This window comes from Enterobacter sp. DC1 (genome assembly GCF_000568075.1).
Classification (GTDB): domain Bacteria; phylum Pseudomonadota; class Gammaproteobacteria; order Enterobacterales; family Enterobacteriaceae; genus Enterobacter; species Enterobacter asburiae.
Window position 1 is genome coordinate 564,993 of sequence record NZ_AZUA01000002.1, and the last position, 24,151, is coordinate 589,143.

At 58.8% G+C, this 24,151-nt stretch carries 21 protein-coding genes; 2 read left to right on the forward strand and 19 right to left on the reverse strand.

Annotation, left to right across the window (positions count from 1 at the left end):
• Positions 1-98: 98 nt before the first annotated feature.
• The 8 genes from menE to P346_RS13070 form a co-directional block, all read right to left on the reverse strand.
• Positions 99-1,460, reverse strand: a complete 1,362-nt coding sequence (gene menE / locus P346_RS13105; protein ID WP_032659140.1) for an o-succinylbenzoate--CoA ligase — start codon at positions 1,458-1,460, stop codon at positions 99-101.
• Positions 1,457-2,422, reverse strand: coding sequence for an o-succinylbenzoate synthase (gene menC, locus P346_RS13100; protein WP_032659143.1), 966 nt, complete (start codon positions 2,420-2,422; stop codon positions 1,457-1,459). Before menC ends, menE begins: the two co-directional genes overlap by 4 nt.
• Positions 2,422-3,279, reverse strand: coding sequence for a 1,4-dihydroxy-2-naphthoyl-CoA synthase (gene menB / locus P346_RS13095; protein WP_032659145.1), 858 nt, complete (start codon positions 3,277-3,279; stop codon positions 2,422-2,424). Before menB ends, menC begins: the two co-directional genes overlap by 1 nt.
• Positions 3,276-4,052: a 2-succinyl-6-hydroxy-2,4-cyclohexadiene-1-carboxylate synthase gene (menH, locus tag P346_RS13090; protein WP_032659147.1), complete on the reverse strand. Its 777-nt coding sequence runs from the start codon at positions 4,050-4,052 to the stop codon at positions 3,276-3,278. The genes menB and menH overlap by 4 nt, the downstream gene beginning before the upstream one ends.
• Entirely contained in the window at positions 4,049-5,719 is a 1,671-nt protein-coding gene (gene menD / locus P346_RS13085; protein WP_032659149.1) for a 2-succinyl-5-enolpyruvyl-6-hydroxy-3-cyclohexene-1-carboxylic-acid synthase, read from the reverse strand. The genes menH and menD overlap by 4 nt, the downstream gene beginning before the upstream one ends.
• Before the next feature lie 88 nt (positions 5,720-5,807).
• Positions 5,808-7,103 carry an isochorismate synthase MenF gene (menF, locus tag P346_RS13080; RefSeq protein ID WP_032659151.1) on the reverse strand — a complete coding sequence of 432 codons (1,296 nt, stop codon included), beginning with the start codon at positions 7,101-7,103 and terminating at the stop codon, positions 5,808-5,810.
• Positions 7,104-7,189: 86 nt separating this feature from the next.
• Positions 7,190-7,495 carry a stress response protein ElaB gene (elaB, locus tag P346_RS13075; protein WP_008500219.1) on the reverse strand — a complete coding sequence of 102 codons (306 nt, stop codon included), beginning with the start codon at positions 7,493-7,495 and terminating at the stop codon, positions 7,190-7,192.
• Positions 7,496-7,548: 53 nt separating this feature from the next.
• Positions 7,549-8,010: a GNAT family N-acetyltransferase gene (locus P346_RS13070; RefSeq protein WP_032659154.1), complete on the reverse strand. Its 462-nt coding sequence runs from the start codon at positions 8,008-8,010 to the stop codon at positions 7,549-7,551.
• A 71-nt stretch (positions 8,011-8,081) separates the two neighbouring features.
• Here P346_RS13070 and rbn point away from each other — a divergent pair, with 71 nt between their 5' ends.
• Together rbn and P346_RS13060 are read left to right on the forward strand one after the other, a co-directional pair.
• On the forward strand, positions 8,082-8,999 hold the full coding sequence (gene rbn, locus P346_RS13065) for a ribonuclease BN (RefSeq protein ID WP_032659157.1): 918 nt from the start codon (positions 8,082-8,084) through the stop codon (positions 8,997-8,999).
• Positions 9,000-9,063: 64 nt separating this feature from the next.
• On the forward strand, positions 9,064-10,068 hold the full coding sequence (locus P346_RS13060; protein WP_023312530.1) for a chemotaxis protein: 1,005 nt from the start codon (positions 9,064-9,066) through the stop codon (positions 10,066-10,068).
• A 198-nt stretch (positions 10,069-10,266) separates the two neighbouring features.
• Here P346_RS13060 and nuoN read toward each other — a convergent pair whose 3' ends face one another.
• From nuoN to nuoC, 11 genes are all read right to left on the reverse strand, one after another.
• Positions 10,267-11,724 (reverse strand): NADH-quinone oxidoreductase subunit NuoN, encoded by a 1,458-nt coding sequence (gene nuoN, locus P346_RS13055; RefSeq protein ID WP_023312531.1) that lies wholly within the window; start codon positions 11,722-11,724, stop codon positions 10,267-10,269.
• A gap of 6 nt (positions 11,725-11,730) precedes the next feature.
• Entirely contained in the window at positions 11,731-13,260 is a 1,530-nt protein-coding gene (gene nuoM, locus P346_RS13050) for an NADH-quinone oxidoreductase subunit M (protein ID WP_023312532.1), read from the reverse strand.
• A 159-nt stretch (positions 13,261-13,419) separates the two neighbouring features.
• On the reverse strand, positions 13,420-15,261 hold the full coding sequence (nuoL, locus tag P346_RS13045; protein ID WP_032659160.1) for an NADH-quinone oxidoreductase subunit L: 1,842 nt from the start codon (positions 15,259-15,261) through the stop codon (positions 13,420-13,422).
• Positions 15,258-15,560 (reverse strand): NADH-quinone oxidoreductase subunit NuoK, encoded by a 303-nt coding sequence (gene nuoK, locus P346_RS13040; protein WP_003861496.1) that lies wholly within the window; start codon positions 15,558-15,560, stop codon positions 15,258-15,260. The genes nuoL and nuoK overlap by 4 nt, the downstream gene beginning before the upstream one ends.
• On the reverse strand, positions 15,557-16,111 hold the full coding sequence (gene nuoJ / locus P346_RS13035) for an NADH-quinone oxidoreductase subunit J (RefSeq protein WP_032659163.1): 555 nt from the start codon (positions 16,109-16,111) through the stop codon (positions 15,557-15,559). Before nuoJ ends, nuoK begins: the two co-directional genes overlap by 4 nt.
• A 10-nt stretch (positions 16,112-16,121) precedes the next feature.
• Complete coding sequence (nuoI, locus tag P346_RS13030) at positions 16,122-16,664, reverse strand: NADH-quinone oxidoreductase subunit NuoI (protein WP_003861491.1); 543 nt, start codon at positions 16,662-16,664, stop codon at positions 16,122-16,124.
• A gap of 13 nt (positions 16,665-16,677) precedes the next feature.
• Complete coding sequence (gene nuoH, locus P346_RS13025) at positions 16,678-17,655, reverse strand: NADH-quinone oxidoreductase subunit NuoH (protein WP_008500211.1); 978 nt, start codon at positions 17,653-17,655, stop codon at positions 16,678-16,680.
• Positions 17,652-20,375: an NADH-quinone oxidoreductase subunit NuoG gene (gene nuoG, locus P346_RS13020; protein WP_032659165.1), complete on the reverse strand. Its 2,724-nt coding sequence runs from the start codon at positions 20,373-20,375 to the stop codon at positions 17,652-17,654. The genes nuoH and nuoG overlap by 4 nt, the downstream gene beginning before the upstream one ends.
• 55 nt (positions 20,376-20,430) lie before the next feature.
• Positions 20,431-21,768 (reverse strand): NADH-quinone oxidoreductase subunit NuoF, encoded by a 1,338-nt coding sequence (gene nuoF, locus P346_RS13015; RefSeq protein ID WP_023312536.1) that lies wholly within the window; start codon positions 21,766-21,768, stop codon positions 20,431-20,433.
• Positions 21,765-22,265: an NADH-quinone oxidoreductase subunit NuoE gene (gene nuoE / locus P346_RS13010; RefSeq protein ID WP_006176513.1), complete on the reverse strand. Its 501-nt coding sequence runs from the start codon at positions 22,263-22,265 to the stop codon at positions 21,765-21,767. The genes nuoF and nuoE overlap by 4 nt, the downstream gene beginning before the upstream one ends.
• Positions 22,266-22,267: 2 nt before the next feature.
• Entirely contained in the window at positions 22,268-24,070 is a 1,803-nt protein-coding gene (gene nuoC / locus P346_RS13005) for an NADH-quinone oxidoreductase subunit C/D (protein ID WP_023312537.1), read from the reverse strand.
• Between the last annotated feature and the right edge of the window lie 81 nt (positions 24,071-24,151).

Genomic DNA, 24,151 nt, shown 5'->3' on the forward strand with positions numbered 1-24,151 from the left:
AAGAAGTCCCAAAACCGCGAGATTTTAACCGGAGTCTTCCGGGGATCAAGCACTCTGCGTGCGGCAGGTCAGTAGATTGTAACTATTTGAAACGGCTATTATCCCTTCAGCGAGGCGTTCACCCACTGCTGCAACGCGCGGCGCGAGACTTTAATGCCGCCATTTTTAAGCTCGGTCGGCAACAGCAGCCAGCGGACGGGCTGCTCAAAACGCGCAACCTTATCCCTGACCCAGTCAGGTAAACAGCTGATATCCGTTCCCGGCTCGCACTCCACCACCGCCACCGGACGCTGTCCAAACTCGGCGTCGTCCAGCGGGACGATAAACACCTGGTTAATCTGCGGATGGCGTGCGATAACACGCTCAAGGCTCTCCGGCTGAATCCCTTCTCCACCGCTAAAAAAGAGGTTGTCCATGCGGCCCAGGATCGTCAGGCGGCCATCATGCCATTCACCGCGATCGCGGGTAGCGAACCATCCCTGCGCGTTGGTCAGCGGAACCAATTCACCGTCCCGCCAGTAGCCTGAGGCCATACTCTCTGCCCGGATCCAGACCTCACCGTTAACCACCTGCACCTCTCTGCTCGGCAGCGCATAGCCTACGTCCGGCTCGCCGTCCGCCGCTTTCGCGCAGACGGTAGAGGCAAACTCGGTCAGGCCGTAGCCGCAGAAGGTGTGAATCCCCTGCTCGCGCGCCTGCTGCGTCAATTCAACAGGGATGGCGGCACCGCCCAGCAGCACCGCTTTCAGTGCGACAGGCTGGTGGGAATTAAGCAGACGCCAGAGCTGGGTCGGCACCAGCGAGGCGTGCGTACAGTCGAGCAGCGCCTGCGCCAGCGGCTGTTTCTCCCGCACGGTTAACCGCGCCCCGGCCTGCAGCCAGCGCCATAAAATCCCCTGGCCGGAAACGTGAAACAGCGGCAGCGAAAGCAGCCAGTCGTCGTCTTCACCGTAGGGCATCAGCGCCAGCACGCCGCGCGCGCTGGCGAGATGGGCGGCGCAGGTATGCACCGCCGCTTTCGGCAGCCCGGTGGAGCCGGAGGTCAGCGTCATGGACGCCAGCCGCGACGGTTGCCACGCAACGCGATATTCCCCCGCGCGCTCGCGCATGCTCAGGGCAGGAAGACCGTCGCAGGTACCGTCCAGCACCAGCGCAAAGCGCAGCGTCATCTGCGGGAGCAACACGTCCAGCAGCGGGCGCGGCAGCTGCGGATTAACGGGAAGAATACGCGCCCCGCACTGGAGCAGCGCCAGCCACGCCAGAAGGGTTTGCGGGTGATTATGGGCCAGCAGCAGCACGCCGTCGCCCTCCTCCACGCCCTGCAGGTGAAACTCTGCCGCAAGGCGGTCGACGCGGGTGCACAGCTGCTGCCAGCTGAGCACCTCGTCGTCAAGCCTCAGGGCCGGTTTATCAGCAAACTGCGCGCACCAGTGCCGCCACGGCCAGTCGGTAAAACTCATCGCAGCGGCTCCAGCGCCGCGACGTCGAGGCACGGCAGCGCGCTGTCCGGCCACGTGCGGATAAGCTGGGCCTGCATCAGGTTCAGCGTGTCGAGGCCGGGGATCGTATCCGGCGTTAGCCAGGCGGCAATGCGCGCCAGCTGGGTCAGCCCAAGGCTGGACTCAATCGACGAGCTGATGACCGCCGTCAGCCCCGAGGCGTGCGCTGCCGCGACCTGCTCGCGCACCTTCGCCAGGCTGCCGGTCAGCGTCGGTTTAATCACCACCGCGCTGACGCCGGGCTCGGAAACAAATTCAAAATCATCCTCGCGCAGGCTTTCGTCCCAGGCGATGGCAATCCCCGTTTCGCGGGCAAACGCGCGCGAATCGTCGCGGGTTTTGCACGGCTCTTCGAGGAAGGCAATGCGGCTGCGGTATGCCGGGTTAACGTACTTTGCAAACTGCCGCGCCTTGAGCGGCGTCCAGGCGCGGTTAGCATCCAGACGCAGATGAAGATCGGGGATCGCCTCCAGCAGCAGGTTGGCGACCATGCCGTCGCGCACCGCCTCGTAGAGACCGACTTTAATTTTCGCCACTTTCTCGCCCGGCATGGCGGAGAGCAGCGCGAACAGCTCGTCAGGATCGCCCGTGCAGAGCGGTGCCGCGCGGTAGTTAGCCTCTTCAGGCAGGCTACCGTCGAGCTCCGCCAGCGCGCAGCTGATGCCAAAAGCCGCGGAAGGCACGTCCGGCAACGCCGGATCCGCCCCCTCGAGCCACGCGTCCGCCCACGCCAGCAATGCAGACTGCGCGTCATCCAGCGACTCCAGGCTAAAGCCCGGCAGAGGCGAAATCTCGCCCCAGCCTTCCCGATCGTCCTGCTGCAGATGCACGAAGAAGCCGTCACGGGTTTTTAACCGCCGTTCACGCAGCACCACGCCCGCGTCCATCGGTATCTGCCAGCGGTAAACCTGCGCGCGACGCATTACGGGTTCCGTTTGTATTTGCTGAAGTCCGGCTGGCGTTTTTCGTTAAACGCGTTGCGCCCTTCCTGACCCTCTTCGGTCATGTAGAACAGCATGGTGGCGTTGCCCGCCAGCTCCTGCAGACCCGCCTGGCCGTCGCAGTCGGCGTTGAGCGCGGCCTTCAGGCAGCGCAGCGCCATCGGGCTGTTTTGCAGCATTTCGCGACACCAGCGCACGGTCTCTTTTTCGAGATCGGCAATCGGTACCACGGTATTCACCAGGCCCATATCCAGCGCTTCCTGAGCGTTGTACTGACGGCACAGGAACCAGATTTCACGGGCTTTTTTCTGCCCGACGATGCGCGCCATGTACGAGGCGCCCCAGCCTCCGTCGAAGGACCCTACTTTCGGGCCGGTCTGGCCGAAGATGGCGTTCTCGGCGGCAATGGTCAGATCGCACATCATGTGCAGCACGTGACCGCCGCCGATGGAGTAGCCCGCCACCATCGCCACCACCGGTTTTGGACAGGTGCGGATCTGACGCTGGAAATCGAGGACGTTCAGATGGTGGGTACCCGCATCGTCCTGGTATCCGCCGTAGTCGCCGCGCACTTTCTGATCGCCACCGGAGCAGAACGCTTTATCGCCTTCGCCGGTCAGGACAATCACGCCGACGTTATCGTCGTAGCGCGCATCCGCCAGAGCCTGAATCATCTCTTTCACGGTCAGCGGACGGAAGGCGTTACGCACCTGCGGACGGTTGATGGTGATTTTGGCAATGCCGTCGGTGGATTTGTGGTAACGAATGTCGGTATAGCCTTCGGAGCAGTCCTGCCATTCAACCGGGGCGTAAAGCATGTTTTCATCAGGATAGATCATAGAGTGTCCTTTATTCGATAACGCAGTATCTGAGCCAGACTCGCGATAACCGCATCGGGGTTTTCCCGGTGGGCGTTGTGTCCGGCATTGGGAATGGCATGGCGAACGGCGTTAACTTCTGCGGCAAGGGCCGCGAACTTCTCATCCCGTTCGCCATAGAGATAGTCAAAAGAGAAATCGCGTGCGCTAAGCGCGGCACGCAAATCCGGCTGCACGGCCAGCGAGGTGGCCTCGAGCATCATCGCCAGCGTCGCGCCGTTGTTCCGGCTGCGCAGGGTAATCAGCGCCTCACGCTGGGCGTCCGTGAGGGAGGCGAACACGGGCTGTTGGTACCAGTCAGCGAACACCTTATCCAGCGGTTCGGTGCGAAAACGCGTTGCCCAGCGGCGGTCGGACGCCAGCCGCGCATTTCGCGCCTCGGCATCCTGCAGGCCCGGATGTCCACCTTCAACAATCACCCCGAGCAGCCCCTTCGGCTGCTGGCAGGCATGGAACATCGCAATGCGGCCACCGAGGGAGTACCCGATGAGCCAGAATTTAAGTATGTTGTAACTAAGAAGAGTTCGGGTGAGCATCGTGTTCATCTCGTCAAACCCCGTCACGCCCAGATTCCGGGATCCACCGTGACCCGGCAGATCCAGATACAGCCGGGGGTAATCGCTGAGCCCTTCACCGACCCTCTGCCACTCGCGGCGGTCGCCCGAAAAACCGTGCAAAAAGACCAGCCAGGGATAGCCTGGTTTGCCAACCTGCTGCACGCCAGAGAGGATCACAGCTGGCTCACCTGCGCCAGCAGGCTTTGCAGGGCCTGCGCACCGTCAGCCTCGTTCACCACCAGCTCAATCAGCGTCGCGCCCGGCTGTTTCCAGGCGCTGCTTAACGCCGCGTCCAGCTGTTCCCAGCTTTCCGGGCGATGGTATTTCAGGCTAAACATCGCCGCGGCGTGTTCGAACTGCACGTTCTGCGGCATCAGATAGAAGCGCTCGCGCTCGCTCTGCGGCGTTGGCAGCAGGGAGAAAATCTGCCCGCCGTTGTTGTTGACCACAATCAGCACAAACGGGGCTGACGCCTGACGCAGCAGCGCCAGCGCGTTGAGATCGTAGAGCGCGGAGAGATCGCCCACGATCGCCAGCGTCGATTTCGCGCTGGCGCGCTGCACGCCCGCCGCCGTAGAGATCAGCCCGTCGATGCCGCTGGCACCGCGGTTGCTGTACACCGGGTAGCCCGCGGGCAGCTTCGAGAAAGCGTCAATCAGCCGCACGACCAGGCTGTTGCCGACAAACAGCTGCCCCTGTTCAGGCAGGCACTGGCGAATGCGGTGCGCCAGCCCGGCCTCGCTGAACGCTTCACAGTGCGCTTTGGTCAGTTCCCACGCCTGGCGCGAAAGGTCCGGTATGGCCACCGCCCAGGGCTTGCGTTTCTCAGCCGGATGAAGCGTCAGCCAGGCATCGATGCTGCTGACCAGACGACGCCCGCGGTGGTGCGCCGGGTCAAGCCGTCCTTCCAGCGAATCCACCAGCCAGTACTCTTCCGGCGTGCAGGTGGCCTGCCACTGCAGTAACCGTTTGCCGGTCAAACTCGATCCAAGCTGGACCACAATCTGCGCCTGCGCAAGCTCGGTGACCGCTTTGGCATTACCCAGCCAGAGGTCGGCGCACGGCAGCGGCTGCCCGGTCTGGGAAAGCACGTCGCCAATCAGCGGCCAGCCAAGGGTTTGCGCCCATTCAGCGACCAGCTTGCCTTCAGCGGCGCTCATGCGCCCGGCAATCACCACGCCGCGCTTCTGCCGCCAGAAGAACCAGTCGCGCTGTTTCGCGCTCTCAAGATGCGTCTGCTCGCGCAGCCACGGTTTCTCACTCTGCCACCAGTCGCCAAGGGACTGCTGCCAGTCAAGACCCGTGTCGTCCATCTCGCCGTACAGCGGCTCGGCAAACGGGCAGTTGATATGCAACGCCCCGCTGCGCAACGTCTCCATGGCGTGATCGACGGTGGAGACCAGCCAGCTTGCCGGAATATCCTGGGTGGGACGCGGTAACGAAATCGTCTGCGAAGGATGCGAAGAAAAGAGCCCCGGCTGGCGAATGGCCTGATTGGCGCCGCAGTCGATAAGCTCAGGGGGACGATCGGCCGTCAGTAAGATCAGTCTTTCACCCGTTAACCCGGCTTCAATCAGGGCCGGATAGAGGTTCGCCACGGCGGTACCGGAGGTGACGATCACCGCCACAGGTTCTTTGCTGACTTTCGCCAGACCCAGCGCAAGATGCCCGAGGCCGCGTTCATCAAAGTGGGTGTGGTGAATGAACGCCCGGTTTTCTGCGGCCGCCAGCGTCAGCGGCGTTGAGCGAGAACCCGGTGCAATACACACGTGCCTGACGCCATGGCGCGTCAGGGCTTCAAGGATCACCGCCGCCCAGCGTCGGTTAAAAGAACTTACTGACATGAGATTGTCCGGTATCAAGAATGCGACACAGTATAAATAATAGAAAAAATTGGAATTTTGATATGAATCGGGATTGCGCGAATCTGTATTAATCACTTAGGAGCAGAGAGCGCAATCCGGCTGCTTTATTTTCAATCTCCTGCCACTCCTGCTCCGGGTCAGATCCGCTGACAATACCGGCACCGGCGTAGAGCCGCAGGGAGTCCTCCTGAACGCGCGCGGAGCGCAGCGCCACGCAGAATTCACTCTGTTCAGGGGATAAATACCCGGCCGAACCGGCGTACCATTCGCGGTTAAAGGGTTCAACCTTCTGGATAAACTCTCGCGCAGGCTGTCGGGGTAATCCGGCAACGGCCGCGGTCGGCTGTAACATGAGCAGACACTGCTCGTCGTCGGCCTGTTTGAGCTCGGTCCAGATACAGCGGCGCAAATGCTGCACCTTACGCAGGCGTACCACCTGGGGGGGCAGTACCTCAAGCGTCTGCGTAGAGTGCTGAAGACGCTGGCAGATATCTTCCACCACCAGCATATTTTCGCGCTGGTTTTTATCATCGTTCAGCAGCCACTCGCCGAGACGCTGCGCCTGGCTATCTTCGTTATGGCTGGCGACGGTGCCCGCCAGCGCTTCCGTGCGCAGCAGCTTGCCGCGCCGCCGCCAGAGACGCTCGGGCGTAGAGCCGAGAAACGCGTTGCGGGCGTCGAATACCATGCAGAAATGATAGCAATGTAAATTCAGGGCACGGCTGGCGGCCATCAGCGCGACAGGATTAACGCGCTGCGTGAACTGCAGATCGGTTGCCCGGGCGAGCACAACCTTTTCAAAATCACCGTGCGCGATGGTCTCCGTCGCCCTGCGGATAAGTTTCAGCCATTCGGCCTGCTGCGGCTGATGGGTTTCGTGCTCAACTTGCACGGAGAGCGGACGGATAGATCTGGCAGGACGGAGCTGCTGTAAAAAATCCAGCGCGGCGCGGGCATCCTCCACAAGCGAGTGGTCGCTCCACAGCTGAAGGCGCAGCGTGGCGTTGCCGGCGGTACGTCGCCAGAGCAGTCGCGGTAAAAAGAGGCTGCCCTGTTCGGGATTAAAGGCGTTCAGGCCGCAGATGCGGGTATCACTTGCCGCGTTTTGCGCGCGCAAAAACTGCGAGGCTAATGCCAGAGAGGGAAATTGGGTGACCGCCCCCAGCGCGGCCAGCTCTTCATCGCCGTTACGCTGCTGCCAGTAAAACTGCGGATAACACTGCTGCTCGCCCAGCCAGGCGAGGGGATCGAAGGCGTCGTTTAACGGGAAAGTGACGTCGAAATGACGTATGCCGGGTGCTGCGGGTAACGCTTGCGATAGCTGGGTACGCAGTTGCTCCAGCGCGAGGAAAATCGAATTCACGCGAACCTCTCCCTGTTAAAACCTCGTATTATACGGGGTACTGACCATAAATAGCAGTACCCACGTATAGGGAGTGGTTAAGCGGCTTAACGACGGGCTAACAGCAGCCCCAGTACCAGCCCCACGGCAGCACCCACCCCAATACCCTGCCACGGTTTTTCATGCACGTAATCATCGGCACGATACACCGCTTTTTTGGCACGGTAGTAGTAGGTATCAGACGCATGGCTGACGCGGTTTTTCACTTCATGCAGCGCCTGCTCGGCACGGGCTTTTAGCTCAATATATTTCTGATCGGCAGGGTCGCCCGAGGAACGTAACACCTCTTCCAGAGTTTCGCTCAGCAAGGCCAGGTCGTCGTCGATACGGGTATCCCAGGATTGAAATGACATATTTTTCTCCATGTTAGTACACCAGTCCGCTAACTATAGCCAACGAGATGCCATTACGCCTGTTTCACTTCTCGCGCCATGCCGATGTGCGGAATGCCATCTTCGTCATACACATCCGTCACTGGCGCAAAGCCAAAGTGCCCGTAAAAGGCCTGAAGATGCGCCTGCGCGCCCAGGTATAACGCCTTGTCCGGCCACTGTTTACGGCACGCCTCCAGCGTTTTTTCCATCAGCTGATAGCCCAGTTTTTCACCGCGCGCCTTGCCGCTGATGATGACCCGACCGATCGCCACGGGCTCAAAATCGTCTTCGCTTTTCAGAATCCTCGCATACGCCACCAGCTCGTTATCCCGCCAGCCGAGGATATGGCGGTTCTCACCGACAAGGTCATCGCCATCGATGTCCTGATACGGGCAGGTCTGTTCCACAACAAACACTTCACAGCGCAGCTTCAGCAGGGCATAAAGTGAATGAACGGTGAGTTCGCTATGATGTAAATCTTGCCACTGGATCATGTCAGTCTCCTTCCTGGGGTTCATCACGTTATACTAAACACCTCCCCGTTCGGCAAAGGGCTGATTGCGTTATGGAACTGATTTTTCTGGGTACGTCCGCTGGCGTGCCAACCCGCTCACGGAACGTGACGGCGATCCTGCTGGATCTTAAGCATCCCACCCGCGGCGGGCTGTGGCTGTTTGATTGCGGTGAAGGGACGCAGCATCAGCTGTTACACACCGCTTACCACCCCGGCAAGCTGGATAAAATTTTTATCACCCATCTGCATGGCGACCATCTGTTTGGCCTTCCCGGCCTGCTGTGCAGCCGCTCGATGGCCGGTAACGCCAACCCGCTGACGATTTACGGGCCAGCGGGTATGCGTGAATTTGTTGAAACTACGCTACGCCTGAGCGGGTCATGGACAGATTATCCGCTGGAGGTCGTTGAGATTGCCGAAGGCCTGGTTTTTGATGACGGGGATTACCGGGTTACCGCTCAACCGCTCAATCATCCTGTGGAATGCTATGGCTACCGTATTGATGCGCATGATAAACCCGGCGCGCTGGATGCCGCCGCGCTGATGGCCGACGGCGTAAAACCCGGGCCGCTGTTCCAGCGTCTGAAGCACGGAGAGACCGTCACGCTGGAGGACGGACGCGTCATTAACGGCCAGGATTATCTCGCTGCACCGCAGCCGGGCAAAAAACTGGCGATTTTTGGCGATACGGCCCCGTGCCCGGCGGCGCTCACGCTGGCCCAGGGCGTGGACGTGATGGTGCATGAAGCGACGCTTGAAACGGCGATGGAAGAGAAAGCCAACAGCCGGGGCCATAGCTCCACGCGTCAGGCGGCACAGCTTGCCCGTGACGCGGGCGTCGGGCGGCTCATCGTCACTCATGTCAGCTCGCGCTACGACGCGCGGGGATGCGCAAGCCTGCTGGCAGAGTGCCGCGCGCTGTTCCCGGAATGTGAGCTGGCCGAAGATTTCGCTCAGGTTAGCGTTTAGTCCTTCATTTTTCCCTCAGGATGCCGATAACGATTAAAAGGTCAGCATTTCTCTCGAGGGTAGAATGGATAATTTCCAGAAAGATATTGATGACAGGGCGAATTTGACCCTGTCGAACCGTTTTGAACTGTTGCTGTTCCGTCTTGGCACCTCTCTGAACGAAAATAAATCCGAGCTGTTTGGCATTAACGTCTTTAAGCTGCGTGAAATTGTGCCGATGCCGGAGTTCACGAAACCCGCCGGGATGAAGTCGCCTCTGATGGGAATGGTGAATATTCGCGATCAGGTGATCCCTGTGATTGACCTGGCCGCCGTGGCGGGCTGTAAGCCTACCACCGGGCTGAACATCCTGCTGATCACCGAATATGCGCGCAGCGTGCAGGCGTTTGCCGTGGAATCGGTTGAGAACATCATGCGTCTGGACTGGAAGCAGGTGCACGCGGCGGAAACCGCCGTCAGCGGTCGCTACATCACCAGCATCGCGTGTCTTGACGAGAAGACCGATACCAACGATCTGGCGATGGTGCTGGACGTTGAGCAGATCCTGTATGACATCACCCCGGCCAATCACGATCTGCACGCCACGAACCTGAAGACCACCAAATTCCATATCAAGCCAGGCGCTGTCGCCATCGTTGCGGAAGATTCCAAGGTGGCGCGCTCGATGCTGGAGAAAGGTCTGCAGGCGATGGAGATCCCCGCGCAGCTGCATATCACCGGCAAAGACGCGTGGGAGAAAATTGGCGTGCTGGCCGCACAGGCGCAGGCTGAAGGAGTTCCCATCACCGATAAGATCGCTCTGGTGCTGACCGACCTCGAAATGCCGGAGATGGACGGTTTTACGCTGACGCGCAAAATCAAAACCGACCCGGTATTGAAGGACATTCCGGTAGTGATCCACTCTTCCCTTTCCGGCAACGCCAACGAAGACCATATTCGCAAGGTGAAGGCGGACGGGTATGTGGCGAAGTTTGAGCTGAACGAGCTGTCGTCGGTGATTGAGGAAGTGCTGGATCGCTCGATGAAGAAGATTGACGGGCCGTTGATTAGCCGCAAGCAGCTGGCTTAGTCGGGTGGCGCTACGCTTACCCGACCTACAAAACCCGTAGGCCCTGCAAGCGTAGCGCCGCTGGGCAAACCATAAAAAAACCCGCCGAGGCGGGTTTTTTCGTTACGTGCGGGCTGGTGCCCTCACCCCATCCCTCTCCCACTGGGAGAGGGCGCAAACATTAAAAAAGGCAACTTTCGTTGCCTTTTTGCTTTCACCTTACATCAGCGGCATCGCTCGCTGCACGATATCAATCAGCGGCTGCGGATAGATACCGAAGATCAGCACCAGCAGTGCGGAGATAAGCACGACGATACCACCGGCGCTGTACTGCCAGTTGGTTGGGGCATCACGGTTGAGCTGCTGAGGCGCGCTCAGGTACAGGCTCACGGCCACGCGCAGGTAGTAGTAGAGACCAATCGCGGAGCCGATAACCACGCCCGCGGTCAGCCACCACAGGTGCGCCTGCACACCGACGGCCAGCACATAGAACTTACCGATGAAGCCAAGCGTCATCGGGATACCTGCCAGAGAGAGCATCATCACGGTCATTACCGCGGACAGGATCGGACGGTGCCAGAACAGACCACGGTAGGAGAACAGTGAATCGGCATCCGGGCCACGGTACGGGCTGGACATCAGGCTCACCACGCCGAAGGCGCCGAGGCTGCTGAACAGGTAACCGGCCAGATACACGCCCACGGTTTCCATCGACATCTCGCCGCTCTGCAGCGCAATCAGCGCCACCATCAGGTAGCCCAGATGAGAGATAGACGAGTAGCCCAGCAGTCGCTTGATATTGGTCTGGCTCAGCGCCATCAGGTTACCGAAGATGATGGAGACGAACGCGATAATGCCCAGCACCACGCGAACCGCTTCGCTGTCACCCACAGGCGCGTACAGGAACAGACGCATGACCACACCGAAGATAGCGATTTTGCTCGCCGTCGCCAGGAAGGTCGACACCGGAGCCGGAGCGCCCTGGTATACGTCTGGCGTCCACAGGTGGAACGGCACCAGAGAAAGTTTAAAGCCGAGACCAACGATCATCATGCCCAGACCCGCCAGCAGCAGCGGCTCATGCAGCATGCCGTCACCGAGGCTCTTGCCGAGCGCCATGAAGGAGAGGTTACCGGACTGTGCGTACAGCAGCGCAATACCAAACAGCAGGAACGAGGACGCCGCAGCAGACAGAATGGTGTACTTGATGCTTGCTTCCAGAGAGCGCTTCTGACGGAAGGCGTAACCAATCAGGCCGAACAGCGGCAGAGAGATCAGCTCAATACCGAGGAACAGCGCGGCCAGGTGGTTCGCATTCGCCAGCAGAATGCCGCCCAGCGCGGCAATCAGAACCAGCAGGTAAAACTCTTCTTTGTTGTCGTTGTAGCCTTCGAGCCACGGGTACGCAAAGGTACAGGTTGCCAGGCTCGCCAGCAGCACCAGACCGGTATACAGCATGGCGTAACCGTCAACGCGCATCAGCGGGGTGACGTCCATCGCCCCACCCTGGCCAACAAACCAGAGAGAGACTAACGCGGCGTTCAGGCCGATGACCGACAGCGTGGCATTCAGGAAGTGATTGCGTCGCCACGCAATGGAGAGCATCACAACCACCACCGTCAATCCGACGATCAGCAGCGGTAGCAGCGCGATCAGTTGTTGTGGAGTTATTGTCATGGCGAATTACGGCCTTGTAGTAGAAGCAGAATTAACAAACCACTGCTGGATGTTACCCATCGCGCTATGCGAGGTATCCAGAATCGGCTGCGGGAAGAAGCCCAGCAGCACCAGCAGTACGACCAGCAGCAGGATGATGAACAGCTCACGCAGCGACATCCCCGGCAGTTCTTGTGCAGCAATTTCGCTCTTCGCTTTACCGAAGTAAGCGCGGTGCAGCATCGCCAGCGAGTACACGGAAGCGAACACCAGACCAAAGGTGGAGATCACGGTAATCACCGGTACCACTTTGAAGCTGCCGAACAGAATCATAAATTCGCCGACGAAGTTACCGGTACCTGGCATCCCCAGGGTAGCAACAGCGAAGAACATGGACAGCGCTGGCAGCCACTTAATTTTGCTCCACAGACCGCCCATCATGCGCATGTCGCGGGTATGCAGACGTTCGTACAGCTGACCGCACAGGATGAAGAGGCCGGCTGCGGACAGACCGTGCGCAATCATCTGGATCACCGCGCCCTGGTACGCCAGCTGGCTGCCGGTGTAGATAGCAATCAGCACGAAGCCCATGTGGGAAACGGAGGTGTAGGCAATCAGACGCTTGATGTCGTACTGCGTGAAGGCCATCCAGGCACCGTAGAAGATACCGATCACACCCAGCCACATGGCAATCGGTGCGAATTCTGCGGAGGCATTCGGGAACAGCGGCAGTGCGAAACGCAGCAGACCGTAGGCCGCCGTTTTCAGCAAGATGCCCGCCAGGTCAACGGAACCCGCCGTTGGTGCCTGAGAGTGCGCGTCTGGCAGCCAGCCGTGCAGCGGAACGACCGGCATTTTCACCGCGAACGCGATGAAGAAGCCCAGCATCAGCAGGTATTCAACGCCGTGGGACATTGGCGTTTTCAGCAAATCTTCGTAGTTGAAGGTCCAGGTGCCGGTGGCGTTGTGGTGAACAAACACCAGCGCCAGAATGGCAATCAGCATCACCAGACCACTCGCCTGGGTATAGATGAAGAACTTGGTTGCCGCCGTGATACGCGTTTTACCGTCGGACGCCTTGTGGCCCCACAGCGCGATCAGGAAGTACATCGGCACCAGCATCATCTCCCAGAAGAAGAAGAACAGGAACATGTCGATGGCAAGGAAAACGCCGATAACGCCGCCCAGGATCCACATCAGGTTCAGGTGGAAGAAGCCCTGGTATTTTTCGATTTCTCGCCAGGAGCAAAGTACCGCCAGAACGCCGAGCAGACCGGTCAGCACTACCATCAGCAGCGACAGACCGTCAATCGCCAGGTGGATCGTAATGCCGAAACGCGGGATCCACGGCAGGATGAACTCAGACTGCCACTGCGGAATGCCCGCAGACTGGGTCAGTGAGTAACCGCCCTGCAACCACAGTTGCAGGCCAAGCGCGAGCGTCAATCCCATGGTGATCAGCGCGATCCAGCGCGGCATCTTCACGCCAAAGCGTTCAGTCTGCCAGCACAGGAAGCCGCCGATGAAGGGAATTAATATTAGCCAGGGTAGTAACATGGCGATTTTTATTCCTTGTTAAAGTCCCTAAGGGACCGATTTTCAACAAATTCGACAAAATTCACGCGTTAGTGCGGTTTGTGGTGTCGAGTGGCGCTCACGCTTACCCGACCTACGGTCTCGTAGGCCCGGTAAGCGCAGCGCCACCGGGCAAAACCACTATCGCAACACCATCAGCAGCGCCAGCACGACAACCGCACCGATGCTCATGGACGCCACATACCAGCGCAGGTAACCGTTCTCGCTGTACAGCAGGCCTTTACCTGCAAAGCGGGAAAGGATCGCCGGGATATTCATCAGGCTGTTCAGTGGGTCGCGCTTCAGCAGCCACGCAATGCCCAGGAACGGCTTAACGAAGATCATGTCGTACAGCCAGTCGAAGCCCCACGCGTTGTACCACCAGGTGCCCAGCAGACGGCCCGGGGCGCTGTTGGCAACGGCAGTCACCAGCGTACGTTTGCCCAGCCACAGCCATGCTGCAATCAGGATGCCCGCGATAGCGACCACACCGGAGGTGATTTCAAGCGTCAGAACGCGACCGTGCTCCAGCTCGGTGGTGTCTGGCAGTACGCCCTGCAGCGGTGGCACAATCATCGCGCCAACGAAGGTGGACAGTACCAGCAGCACAATCAGCGGCAGGTGGTGGGTAATCCCCTTCCCTGCGTGAGCGTGAATTTGTTCTTTACCGTGGAATACGATGAAAATCATACGGAAGGTATACAGGGAGGTCATGAACGCACCGACCAGCCCCGCAACCATCAGATTGATATGACCATTCGCCATGGCACCCGCAAGGATTTCGTCCTTACTGAAGAAGCCCGCGGTGATCAGCGGCAGTGCCGCCAGCGCCGCGCCGCCGACCAGGAAGCAGATATAAACCAGCGGGATGGACTTACGCAGTCCGCCCATCTTGAAGATGTTCTGCTCGTGATGGCAGGCCAGAATCACGGAACCGGATGAGAGGAACAGCAGCGCTTTAAAGAACGCGTGCGTCATCAGGTGGAAAATGGCTGCGTCCCACGCCTGAACGCCCAGCGCCAGGAACATGTAGCCAATCTGGCTCATGGTGGAGTACGCGAGAACGCGTTTGATGTCGGTCTGCACCAGCGCGGCAAAGCCTGCCAGCACCAGCGTGACCGCACCGACGATACCCACCAGATGCAGAATTTCCGGGGTCATCAGGAACAGGCCATGCGTACGCGCAATCAGGTAGACACCGGCGGTCACCATGGTTGCGGCGTGGATCAGCGCGGAGACAGGGGTTGGACCCGCCATCGCGTCGGCCAGCCAGGTCTGCAACGGCAGCTGCGCGGATTTACCCACGGCACCACCCAGCAGCATCAGCGTTGCCCACCACAGCATATTGTTGCCTGCAGCGAAGTGCGCCGGCGCCAGTTCCACCATTTCGCGGAAGTTCAGCGTGCCCAGTTCGTTGTAAAGAATGAACAGCGCGAAAGCGAGGAAGACGTCACCCACGCGGGTCACGACGAACGCTTTCATGGCCGCTGCGCCATTCTTCGGATCGGTGTAGTAGAAACCGATCAGCAGGTAAGAACACAGACCTACGCCTTCCCAGCCCAGATACATCAGCAGCAGGTTATCGGCCAGCACCAATACCACCATGCTGGCGATAAACAGGTTGGTGTAGGCGAAGAAGCGGGAGTACCCCTCTTCACCGCGCATATACCAGGAGGCGAACATGTGGATCAGGAAGCCAACGCCGGTGACCACGGAGAGCATGGTCAGCGAGAGGCCGTCCAGCACCAGGTTGAAGCCGATGTTGAAATCACCGACCGACATCCAGGTCCACAGCGGCACGCTGAATGGCTGACGTCCGTTGTTAAAGAAGTCGATACCCGCATACGCCGTCACCAGCGCAGCCAGACCGATTGAGCCAATGCCCACGGTCGCAGACAGATTCTCAGACCAGCGGCCGCGAGAAAACGCCAGCAGCACGAAGCCAATCAGCGGAAAAATAATGGTTAAGGCAAGCATGTTCATCCACGCAACTCACTTACTGAATCGATGTTCAGGTTCTGGCGGCGACGATGGAGCTGCAGCAACAGCGCCAGGCCAATACTCGCTTCGGCAGCCGCGAGGCTGATGGCGAGAATGTACATCACCTGACCATCGGTCTGGCCCCAGTAGCTTCCGGCGACCACGAAGGCCAGCGCGGAGGCGTTAATCATGATTTCCAGACCGATCAGCATAAACAGCAGATTGCGGCGGATAACCAGACCGGTCAGACCCAGAACGAATAAAATCGCAGCGAGGATCAGTCCATGTGTTAAGGGGATCATGCGCGCTCCTCCGTTTTTCTTTTCGCGCGGTCGTCAGTGCGGTTGCTCAGCACCTCGCCAGCACGCTCTTCGCGGCCAACGTGGAAAGCAACAACCAGACCTGCCAGCAGCAGCATTGAGGCCAGTTCAACCGCCAGAACGTATGGGCCAAAGAGGGTAATACCGACCTCTTTCGCGCCAATCGGCGTGCCGTCGATGCCCTGATCGTTGACGCCCAGAATGGCGTAAATAATCACCGCCAGCATGATGGCCGACAAAATTGCCGGACCAATCCACACCTGCGGTTTTAACCACTGACGTTCCTGCTCAATTTCAGAGCCGCCCAGGTTCAGCATCATCACCACGAACACGAACAGCACCATGATGGCCCCGGCGTAGACGATGATTTCCAGCGCACCGGCGAAGTGCGCGCCCAGTGCGAAGAACACCCCGGAAATGGCCAGCAGCGAGATGATTAAGTACAGCAGCGCATGCACCGGATTGGTGTGCGTAATCACTCGCAGCGTAGCCAGGATGGCGATAAGGCCACAGATATAAAAAGCGAATTCCATTGCCCTCTCCTTACGGTAACAGGCTCTTGACGTCGATAGGCTTAGCTTCGTTCTCTGCTTCGCCCTTATCTTTGCCGTCGATTGCCATACCCGCCATCCGGTAGAAGTTATATTCCGGGTATTTGCCCGGACCGGAAATCAGCAGATCCTCTTTCTCGTACACCAGGTCCTGACGCTTGTACTCACCCAGCTCGAAGTCTGGAGTCAGCTGAATCGCCGTGGTTGGGCACGCTTCTTCACACAGACCGCAGAAGATGCAGCGTGAGAAGTTGATGCGGAAGAACTCAGGGTACCAGCGGCCGTCTACCGTCTCTGCTTTCTGCAGAGAGATACAGCCTACCGGACACGCTACCGCACACAGGTTACAGGCAACGCAGCGCTCGGAACCGTCCGGGTCGCGCGTCAGCACGATACGGCCACGGTAGCGCGGCGGCAGATATACCGGCTCTTCCGGGTACATCCGGGTTTCGCGTTTGGCAAACGCGTGCAGGCCGATCATCCAGATACTGCGTACCTGGGTACCGAAGCCTACCAGTAATTCTTTTAAGGTCATGGTCTATAGCCCCTTATGGCTGCTGCCAGAGAATGACAGCCGCCGTTACCAACAAGTTGACGAGCGTCAGCGGCAGGCACACTTTCCAGCCGAAGGACATTACCTGGTCATAACGCGGACGCGGTAACGCTGCGCGAATCAAAATGAACATCATCATGAAGAACGCGGTTTTCAGCGCGAACCAGATGAACGGCGGTAAGAACGGGCCATGCCAGCCACCGAAGAACAGCGTTACCATCAACGCGGAAATGGTGACGATACCGATGTACTCGCCCACGAAGAACAGACCGAATTTCATACCGGAATATTCGATGTGGTAACCGTCGGCCAGTTCCTGTTCGGCTTCTGGCTGGTCAAACGGGTGACGGTGACACACCGCCACGCCCGCGATGGCAAAGGTAATAAACCCAAAGAACTGCGGGATAACGTTCCAGATGTCGGCCTGGTTGTTGACGATGTCGGTCATGTTGAATGAACCGGCCTGCGCCACCACGCCCATCAGGGAGAGACCCAGGAACACTTCGTAGCTCAGCGTCTGCGCGGAAGCACGCATCGCACCCAGCAGCGAGTATTTGTTGTTACTGGACCAGCCTGCGAACAGCACCGCGTAAACCGCGAGGCCTGCCATCATCAGGAAGAACAGAATGCCGATGTTCAGGTCAGCGACCACCCAGGTCGGGCTGACCGGAACGATAGCAAACGCCAGCAGCAGCGAGGTGAAGGCGATCATCGGTGCCAGAGTAAAGATCACGCGGTCCGAGAAGCGCGGGATCCAGTCCTCTTTAAAGAACATCTTGATCATGTCCGCGACCAGCTGGAGTGAACCACCCCAGCCCACGCGGTTCGGTCCGTAACGGTTCTGGAACAGACCGAGCAGACGACGTTCACCAAAGCTCATGAACGCGCCGCAGGTGACCACCACCAGCAGAATAACAATCGCTTTCAGAATGCTCAGCAGGATGTCGATAAGATCCGGCGTTAACCAACTCATGCTTTTGCCTCCTGCAGATTATCAAGACGCGCACCCGCCAGAACCGGCGCAATGCCAGGCATACCCATCGGCAGACCCACCTGCCCTGCTGTCAGACCTTCGGAGATAATCAGCGGCAGGCTGATTGTCTGGCCGTCATAGCTAAAGGCGATGTTTGCGCCAGCGTTAACGCCAAGCTTCGCGGCATCCGCCGGGTTGAGCTTGATATAAGGCTGCGGCATGCGGGTCTGGAAGACCGGTGAACGCTGAGACAGCTCGTCGCTACCGAACAGATGGTAGTACGGAGCGATACGCCAGTTACCATCCTGCGCCTGGAAGCTCGCCGGAACGGTAGTGAAGAAGTCCAGACCGGTTTCGGAGGCTTCAATCAGACGCACGCCCGGATCGCCGTGGCGCAGGGAGCCACCCACTTCAGCCTGGAACTTGTTCCATGCCTGCGGGGAGTTCCAGCCTGGCGCCCATGCGAATGGGATTTGCGAACGCGGCGCAGACGGCTGGTTGTTCCCTTCCATGGAGAAGGCGAACATGGTGTCTTTATCCTGCGGCTGGCGCGGTTCGTGCACGCTGATATTGGCACGCATCGCGGTACGACCGCTGTAACGGTGCGGTTCACGCGCCAGTTTCTGGCCGCGAATGCGGAAGCTTGCTTCAGGCGCGGCATCTTTAATGCCTGCCAGCTGAGGCAGTTTTTCCACTACCGCGTCGATAACGTGGTCGAGCTGCGTCCAGTCCACTTCACGGCTCTGCACGGTGCTGTGCAGGGAGTGCAGCCAGCGCCAGCTTTCCAGCATCACGGTGTTGCTGTCGTAGTACGCCGGGTCGTAAACCTGGAAGAAACGCTGTGCGCGTCCTTCGTTGTTAATCACCGTACCGTCGCTTTCTGCGAAGCTTGCCGCAGAGAGCACCAGGTGCGCTTTGTCCATGATCGCGGTGCGCTGATGGTCAATGACCATCACCAGCGGCGCTTTGGAGAGCGCGGCGTCAACGCGAGCGGCAGAGGCGTGGCGATGGAGGTCGTTTTCCAGCACCACAACGGCGTCGGCAGAACCGGATTCCAGTTCGCTTAACGCTGCTTCCAGCGAGCCGCCGCCGATCATGCCCAGACCAATGCTGTTCACCGCACGGGCAATCATGGTCACACCGACATCAGCACCGCGGCCTTTCAGGGCTTTGGCAACGTTGGCTGCCGCCTGAATGATCTCCGCGCTGCCGGCGTTGGTACCGGAAATAATCAGCGGTTTTTTCGCACCGGCCAGGGCCTGAACAATCACGTCGACCTTGTTTTGCAGGTCGCGATCCAGTTCAACGGCCGGCGAGCTGCTGTCCAGCGCATGGGCAATCGCAAAGCCGAGGCGAGCCTGATCTTCAACCGGTGCGCAGTAGGTCCACGCCGCGATATCGTCCAGACGGGTGTTGTCGACGTTGGTCACAAACAGAGGATGCTTCGCGCGCTGGCCGATGTTCAGGATTGCCGCAATCTGCCAGTCAGCCACTTTCTGCGCCGCTGCCATTTCACGTGCTTTACCCTTCACCGCCTGACGAACCGCCAGAGCCGCGCGTGCGCCCGTCTGCGTCAGGTCTTCACCCAGCACCAGAACCGCATCATAAGATTCAATTTCGCGCAGCGCAGGGGTATGAATACCGCCTTCACGCAGCACTTTCAGTACCAGCTGCAGACGTTCCTGCTCGCCCTGGGCGATACCGGTATAGAAGTTTTCCGCCCCAACCAGCTCGCGCAGCGCGAAGTTGCTTTCGATGCTGGCGCGCGGGGAGCCGATACCGATCACTTTCTTCGACTGGCGCAGAATATCTGCCGCGCCCTGCATCGCCTGTTCAGCGTTCAGGGTAATGAAGTCGTCGCCACGGCGCTGAACCGGCTGACGCGGACGGTCTTTCAGGTTCACATAGCCATAGCCGAAACGACCGCGGTCGCACAGGAAGTAGTGGTTAACGGTGCCGTTGTAACGGTTTTCGATACGACGCAGCTCGCCGTAACGCTCACCCGGGCTGGTGTTACAGCCGAGGGAACACTGCTGGCAGATGCTTGGCGCAAACTGCATGTCCCATTTACGGTTGTAACGCTCGGAGTGGGTTTTATCGGTGAATACGCCGGTCGGGCAGATTTCTACCAGGTTACCGGAGAATTCGCTTTCAAGAGTACCGTCTTCCGGACGACCGAAGTAGACGTTGTCATGCGCGCCATATACGCCCAGATCCTGACCGTCTGCGTAGTCTTTGTAGTAACGCACGCAGCGGTAGCAGGCGATGCAGCGGTTCATTTCGTGAGAGATGAACGGCCCCAGGTCCTGGTTACGGTGGGTACGCTTGGTAAAGCGATAGCGACGGAAGCTGTGGCCGGTCATCACGGTCATATCCTGAAGGTGGCAGTTACCGCCCTCTTCACAGACCGGACAGTCGTGCGGGTGGTTGGTCATCAACCATTCCACAACGCTTTCGCGGAACTGTTTCGCTTCTTCGTCATCAATCGAAATAAAGGTACCTTCGGTGGCTGGCGTCATACAGGACATCACCAGGCGACCACGCGTGTCTTCCGCGTTTTGATATTGCTTCACCGCACACTGGCGGCAAGCACCGACGCTGCCCAGCGCCGGATGCCAGCAAAAGTACGGAATATCGAGGCCAAGAGACAGACAAGCTTCCAGCAGGTTGTCCGCCCCGTTGACTTCGTATTCTTTGCCGTCTACATGAATCGTAGCCATTAGCATGCTTCCAGTTGGCTCGGTCGAAACCGAGCGTTAATCAAAATTCTTGTCGTTACCAGCGCGCTTTAAGCAGGTTCGGCTGAATCCCATTAATCGCATGGGTATTGCTGAACGGCTGCTTGATGCCTGCTTCGAACTCGTCGCGGAAATATTTGATCGCGCTCTGCAGAGGTTCGACGGCACCCGGTGCGTGGGCACAGAAGGTTTTACCCGGGCCTAAGAATCGACACAGTTGCTCAAGCGTCTCGATATCCCCAGGCTGGCCTTCGCCACGTTCGATTGCACGCAGGATCTTCACGCTCCACGGCAGACCATCACGGCACGGTGTACACCAGCCGCAGGACTCGCGGGCGAAGAACTCTTCCAGGTTACGCACCAGCGAGACCATGCCGATCTCGTGGTCGACGGCCATCGCCAGCGCCGTACCCAGACGGCTGCCTGCTTTACCAATGCTTTCGAATTCCATTGGCAGGTCAAGGTGGGCTTCGGTCAGGAAGTCTGTCCCTGCCCCACCCGGCTGCCAGGCTTTGAATTTCAGGCCATCGCGCATGCCGCCCGCATAGTCTTCAAGAATTTCACGTGCGGTGGTACCGAACGGCAGTTCCCAGACGCCAGGATTTTTAACGCGACCGGAGAAGCCCATCAGCTTGGTACCGGCATCTTTGCTTGAGGAGATGCCCTGATACCACTCCACGCCGTTGGCGAGGATAGCCGGAACGTTACACAGGGTTTCAACGTTGTTTACGCAGGTCGGTTTACCCCATACGCCGGAGCTTGCCGGGAACGGTGGCTTGGAACGCGGGTTCGCGCGGCGGCCTTCCAGGGAGTTAATCAGCGCGGTTTCTTCACCGCAGATATAACGCCCGGCGCCGGTGTGCACGAACAGTTCGAAGTCAAACCCGGTACCCAGGATGTTTTTGCCCAGCAGGCCCGCTTCGGTAGCTTCGGCAATCGCGCGGCGCAGGTTTTCCGCCGCTTCGATGTACTCACCGCGCAGGAAGATGTAGCCACGGTAGGCTTTCAGCGCAAATGCGGAGATCAGCATGCCTTCCACCAGCAGGTGCGGCAGCTGCTCCATCAGCAGGCGGTCTTTATAGGTGCCCGGCTCCATTTCATCGGCGTTACACAGCAGGTAACGGATGTTCATGGATTCGTCTTTCGGCATCAGGCTCCACTTCAGACCGGTGGAGAAGCCCGCACCGCCGCGCCCTTTCAGGCCGGAGTCTTTCACCGCATTAACGATGTCGTCCGGCGCCATGCCGCCGAGGGCTTTACGCGCACCGGCATAGCCGTTTTTGCTCTGGTATTCGTCGAGCCATACCGGCTGTTTGTCATCGCGCAGACGCCAGGTCAGCGGATGCGTCTCAGCAGTACGAATTACAGTTTTCATTTGTACTGCTCCAGCAGGTCAGGAATCGCTTCCGGCGTCAGATGGCTGTGAGTGTCCTCATCAATCATCATGGTCGGCCCCTTGTCGCAGTTACCCAGGCAGCAGGTTGGCAGCAGGGTAAAGCGTCCATCGAACGTGGTCTGGCCCGGCTTGATATTGAGCTTCTTCTCAATCGCAGCCTGGATGCCCTGATAACCGGTGATGTGGCAGACAACGCTGTCACAGTAGCGGATCACATGGCGGCCAACCGGCTGACGGAAGATCTGGCTGTAGAACGTGGCTACGCCCTCTACGTCGCTTGCCGGAATACCCAGCACTTTCGCGATCTCATAGATCGCCCCATCCGGCACCCAACCACGCTGTTTCTGTACGATTTTCAGCGCTTCAATGGACGCCGCACGCGGGTCTTCGTAGTGGTGCATCTCGTGCTCAATGGCGGCACGTTCTGCTTCACTCAGCTCAAAAGCCTCGGTTTGTGGTTGTTGATTCTCGTGCATAATTAGCGGTCCACATCTGACATAACAAAATCGATACTACCCAGATACACAATCAGGTCGGAGACCAGACTGCCGCGGATGGCGGACGGGATCTGCTGCAGGTGCGCAAAGCTCGGCGTACGCACGCGGGTACGGTAGCTCATGGTGCTGCCGTCACTGGTCAGGTAGTAACTGTTAATACCCTTGGTCGCTTCAATCATCTGGAAGGATTCTTGCGCCGGCATGACCGGACCCCAGGAAACCTGCAGGAAGTGGGTGATCAGGGTTTCGATATGTTGCAGCGTGCGCTCTTTCGGCGGCGGCGTCGTCAGCGGGTGATCCGCCTTGAACGGGCCTTCCGGCATGTTGTTGAGGCACTGCTCAAGGATGCGCAGACTCTGGCGCAGCTCTTCTACTTTCAGCATCACGCGGGTGTAGCAGTCGGAAACACCGCCGCCCACCGGGACTTCAAAGTCGAAGTTCTCGTAGCCAGAGTAAGGACGGGCTTTACGCACGTCGAAATCAATACCGGTCGCACGCAGACCTGCACCTGTCGTACCCCACTCCAGCGCTTCTTTCGCGCCGTAGGCAGCAACGCCCTGGGAACGGCCTTTCAGGATGGTGTTACGCAGTGCGGCTTTCTCGTAAGACGCCAGACGTTTTGGCATCCAGTCGAGGAACTCACGCAGCAGACGGTCCCAGCCGCGCGGCAGATCGTGTGCCACACCGCCGATACGGAACCAGGCCGGGTGCATACGGAAACCGGTAATCGCTTCCACCAGATCGTAGATTTTCTGACGGTCGGTAAAGGCGAAGAAGACCGGGGTCATCGCGCCGACGTCCTGAATGAACGTGGAGATGTATAGCAGGTGGCTGTTGATACGGAACAGTTCTGACAGCATGACGCGAATCACGTTAACGCGATCCGGCGTAACAATTCCCGCCAGTTTCTCAACGGCCAGCACGTATGGCATTTCGTTGACGCAGCCGCCGAGGTACTCGATACGGTCGGTATACGGAATGTAGCTGTGCCAGGACTGACGCTCGCCCATCTTCTCAGCACCACGGTGGTGGTAGCCGATATCCGGAACGCAGTCGACAATCTCTTCGCCATCAAGCTGAAGAATAATACGGAATGCACCGTGCGCAGACGGGTGGTTTGGACCGAGGTTGAGGAACATGAAGTCCTCGTTGTCGGTACCGCGCTTCATGCCCCAGTCTTCCGGCTTGAAGGTCAGCGCTTCCATCTCCAGATCCTGCTTGGCTTTGGTCAGCTCAAACGGATCGAATTCGGTGGCACGTGCCGGGTAGTCTTTACGCAGCGGGTGGCCGGTCCAGGTCTGCGGCATCATGATGCGCGTCAGGTGCGGGTGGCCGTCGAAGGTCATGCCGAACATTTCCCAGGTTTCACGCTCGTACCAGTTGGCGTTCGGGAAAAGTTTGGTGATCGTCGGCAGATGCATGTCGTTTTCAGACAATGCCACCTTGAGCATGATATCCGTATTACGGTCTATTGAGATCAGGTGGTAGAAAACGGAAAAATCCGCAGCAGGGAGACCCTGGCGGTGGGTACGCAGACGTTCATCCATGCCGTGTAAGTCAAACAGCATGACGTACGGTTTTGGCAATTTCTTGAGGAAATCGACAACTTCCAGCAATTGCTCACGCTTCACCCAAACAACGGGTACCCCGGTGCGGGTAGCCTGAACAGTAAAGGCATCCGGCCCAAAACGGTTGCGCAGTTCGCCAATGACTGGGTCATCCAGATGATCCCGGGTCTGCCAGGCGGCTTCTTGCGCGGTTAAGTCGGTCATATTGTTCACCATTGCAAATGGTCCGTGGTGACTGTTGAGCCTGGCTTCGCGCTATTTGAGTAGTGATATGCGAAGGTGTTCTCCAGGCCTACA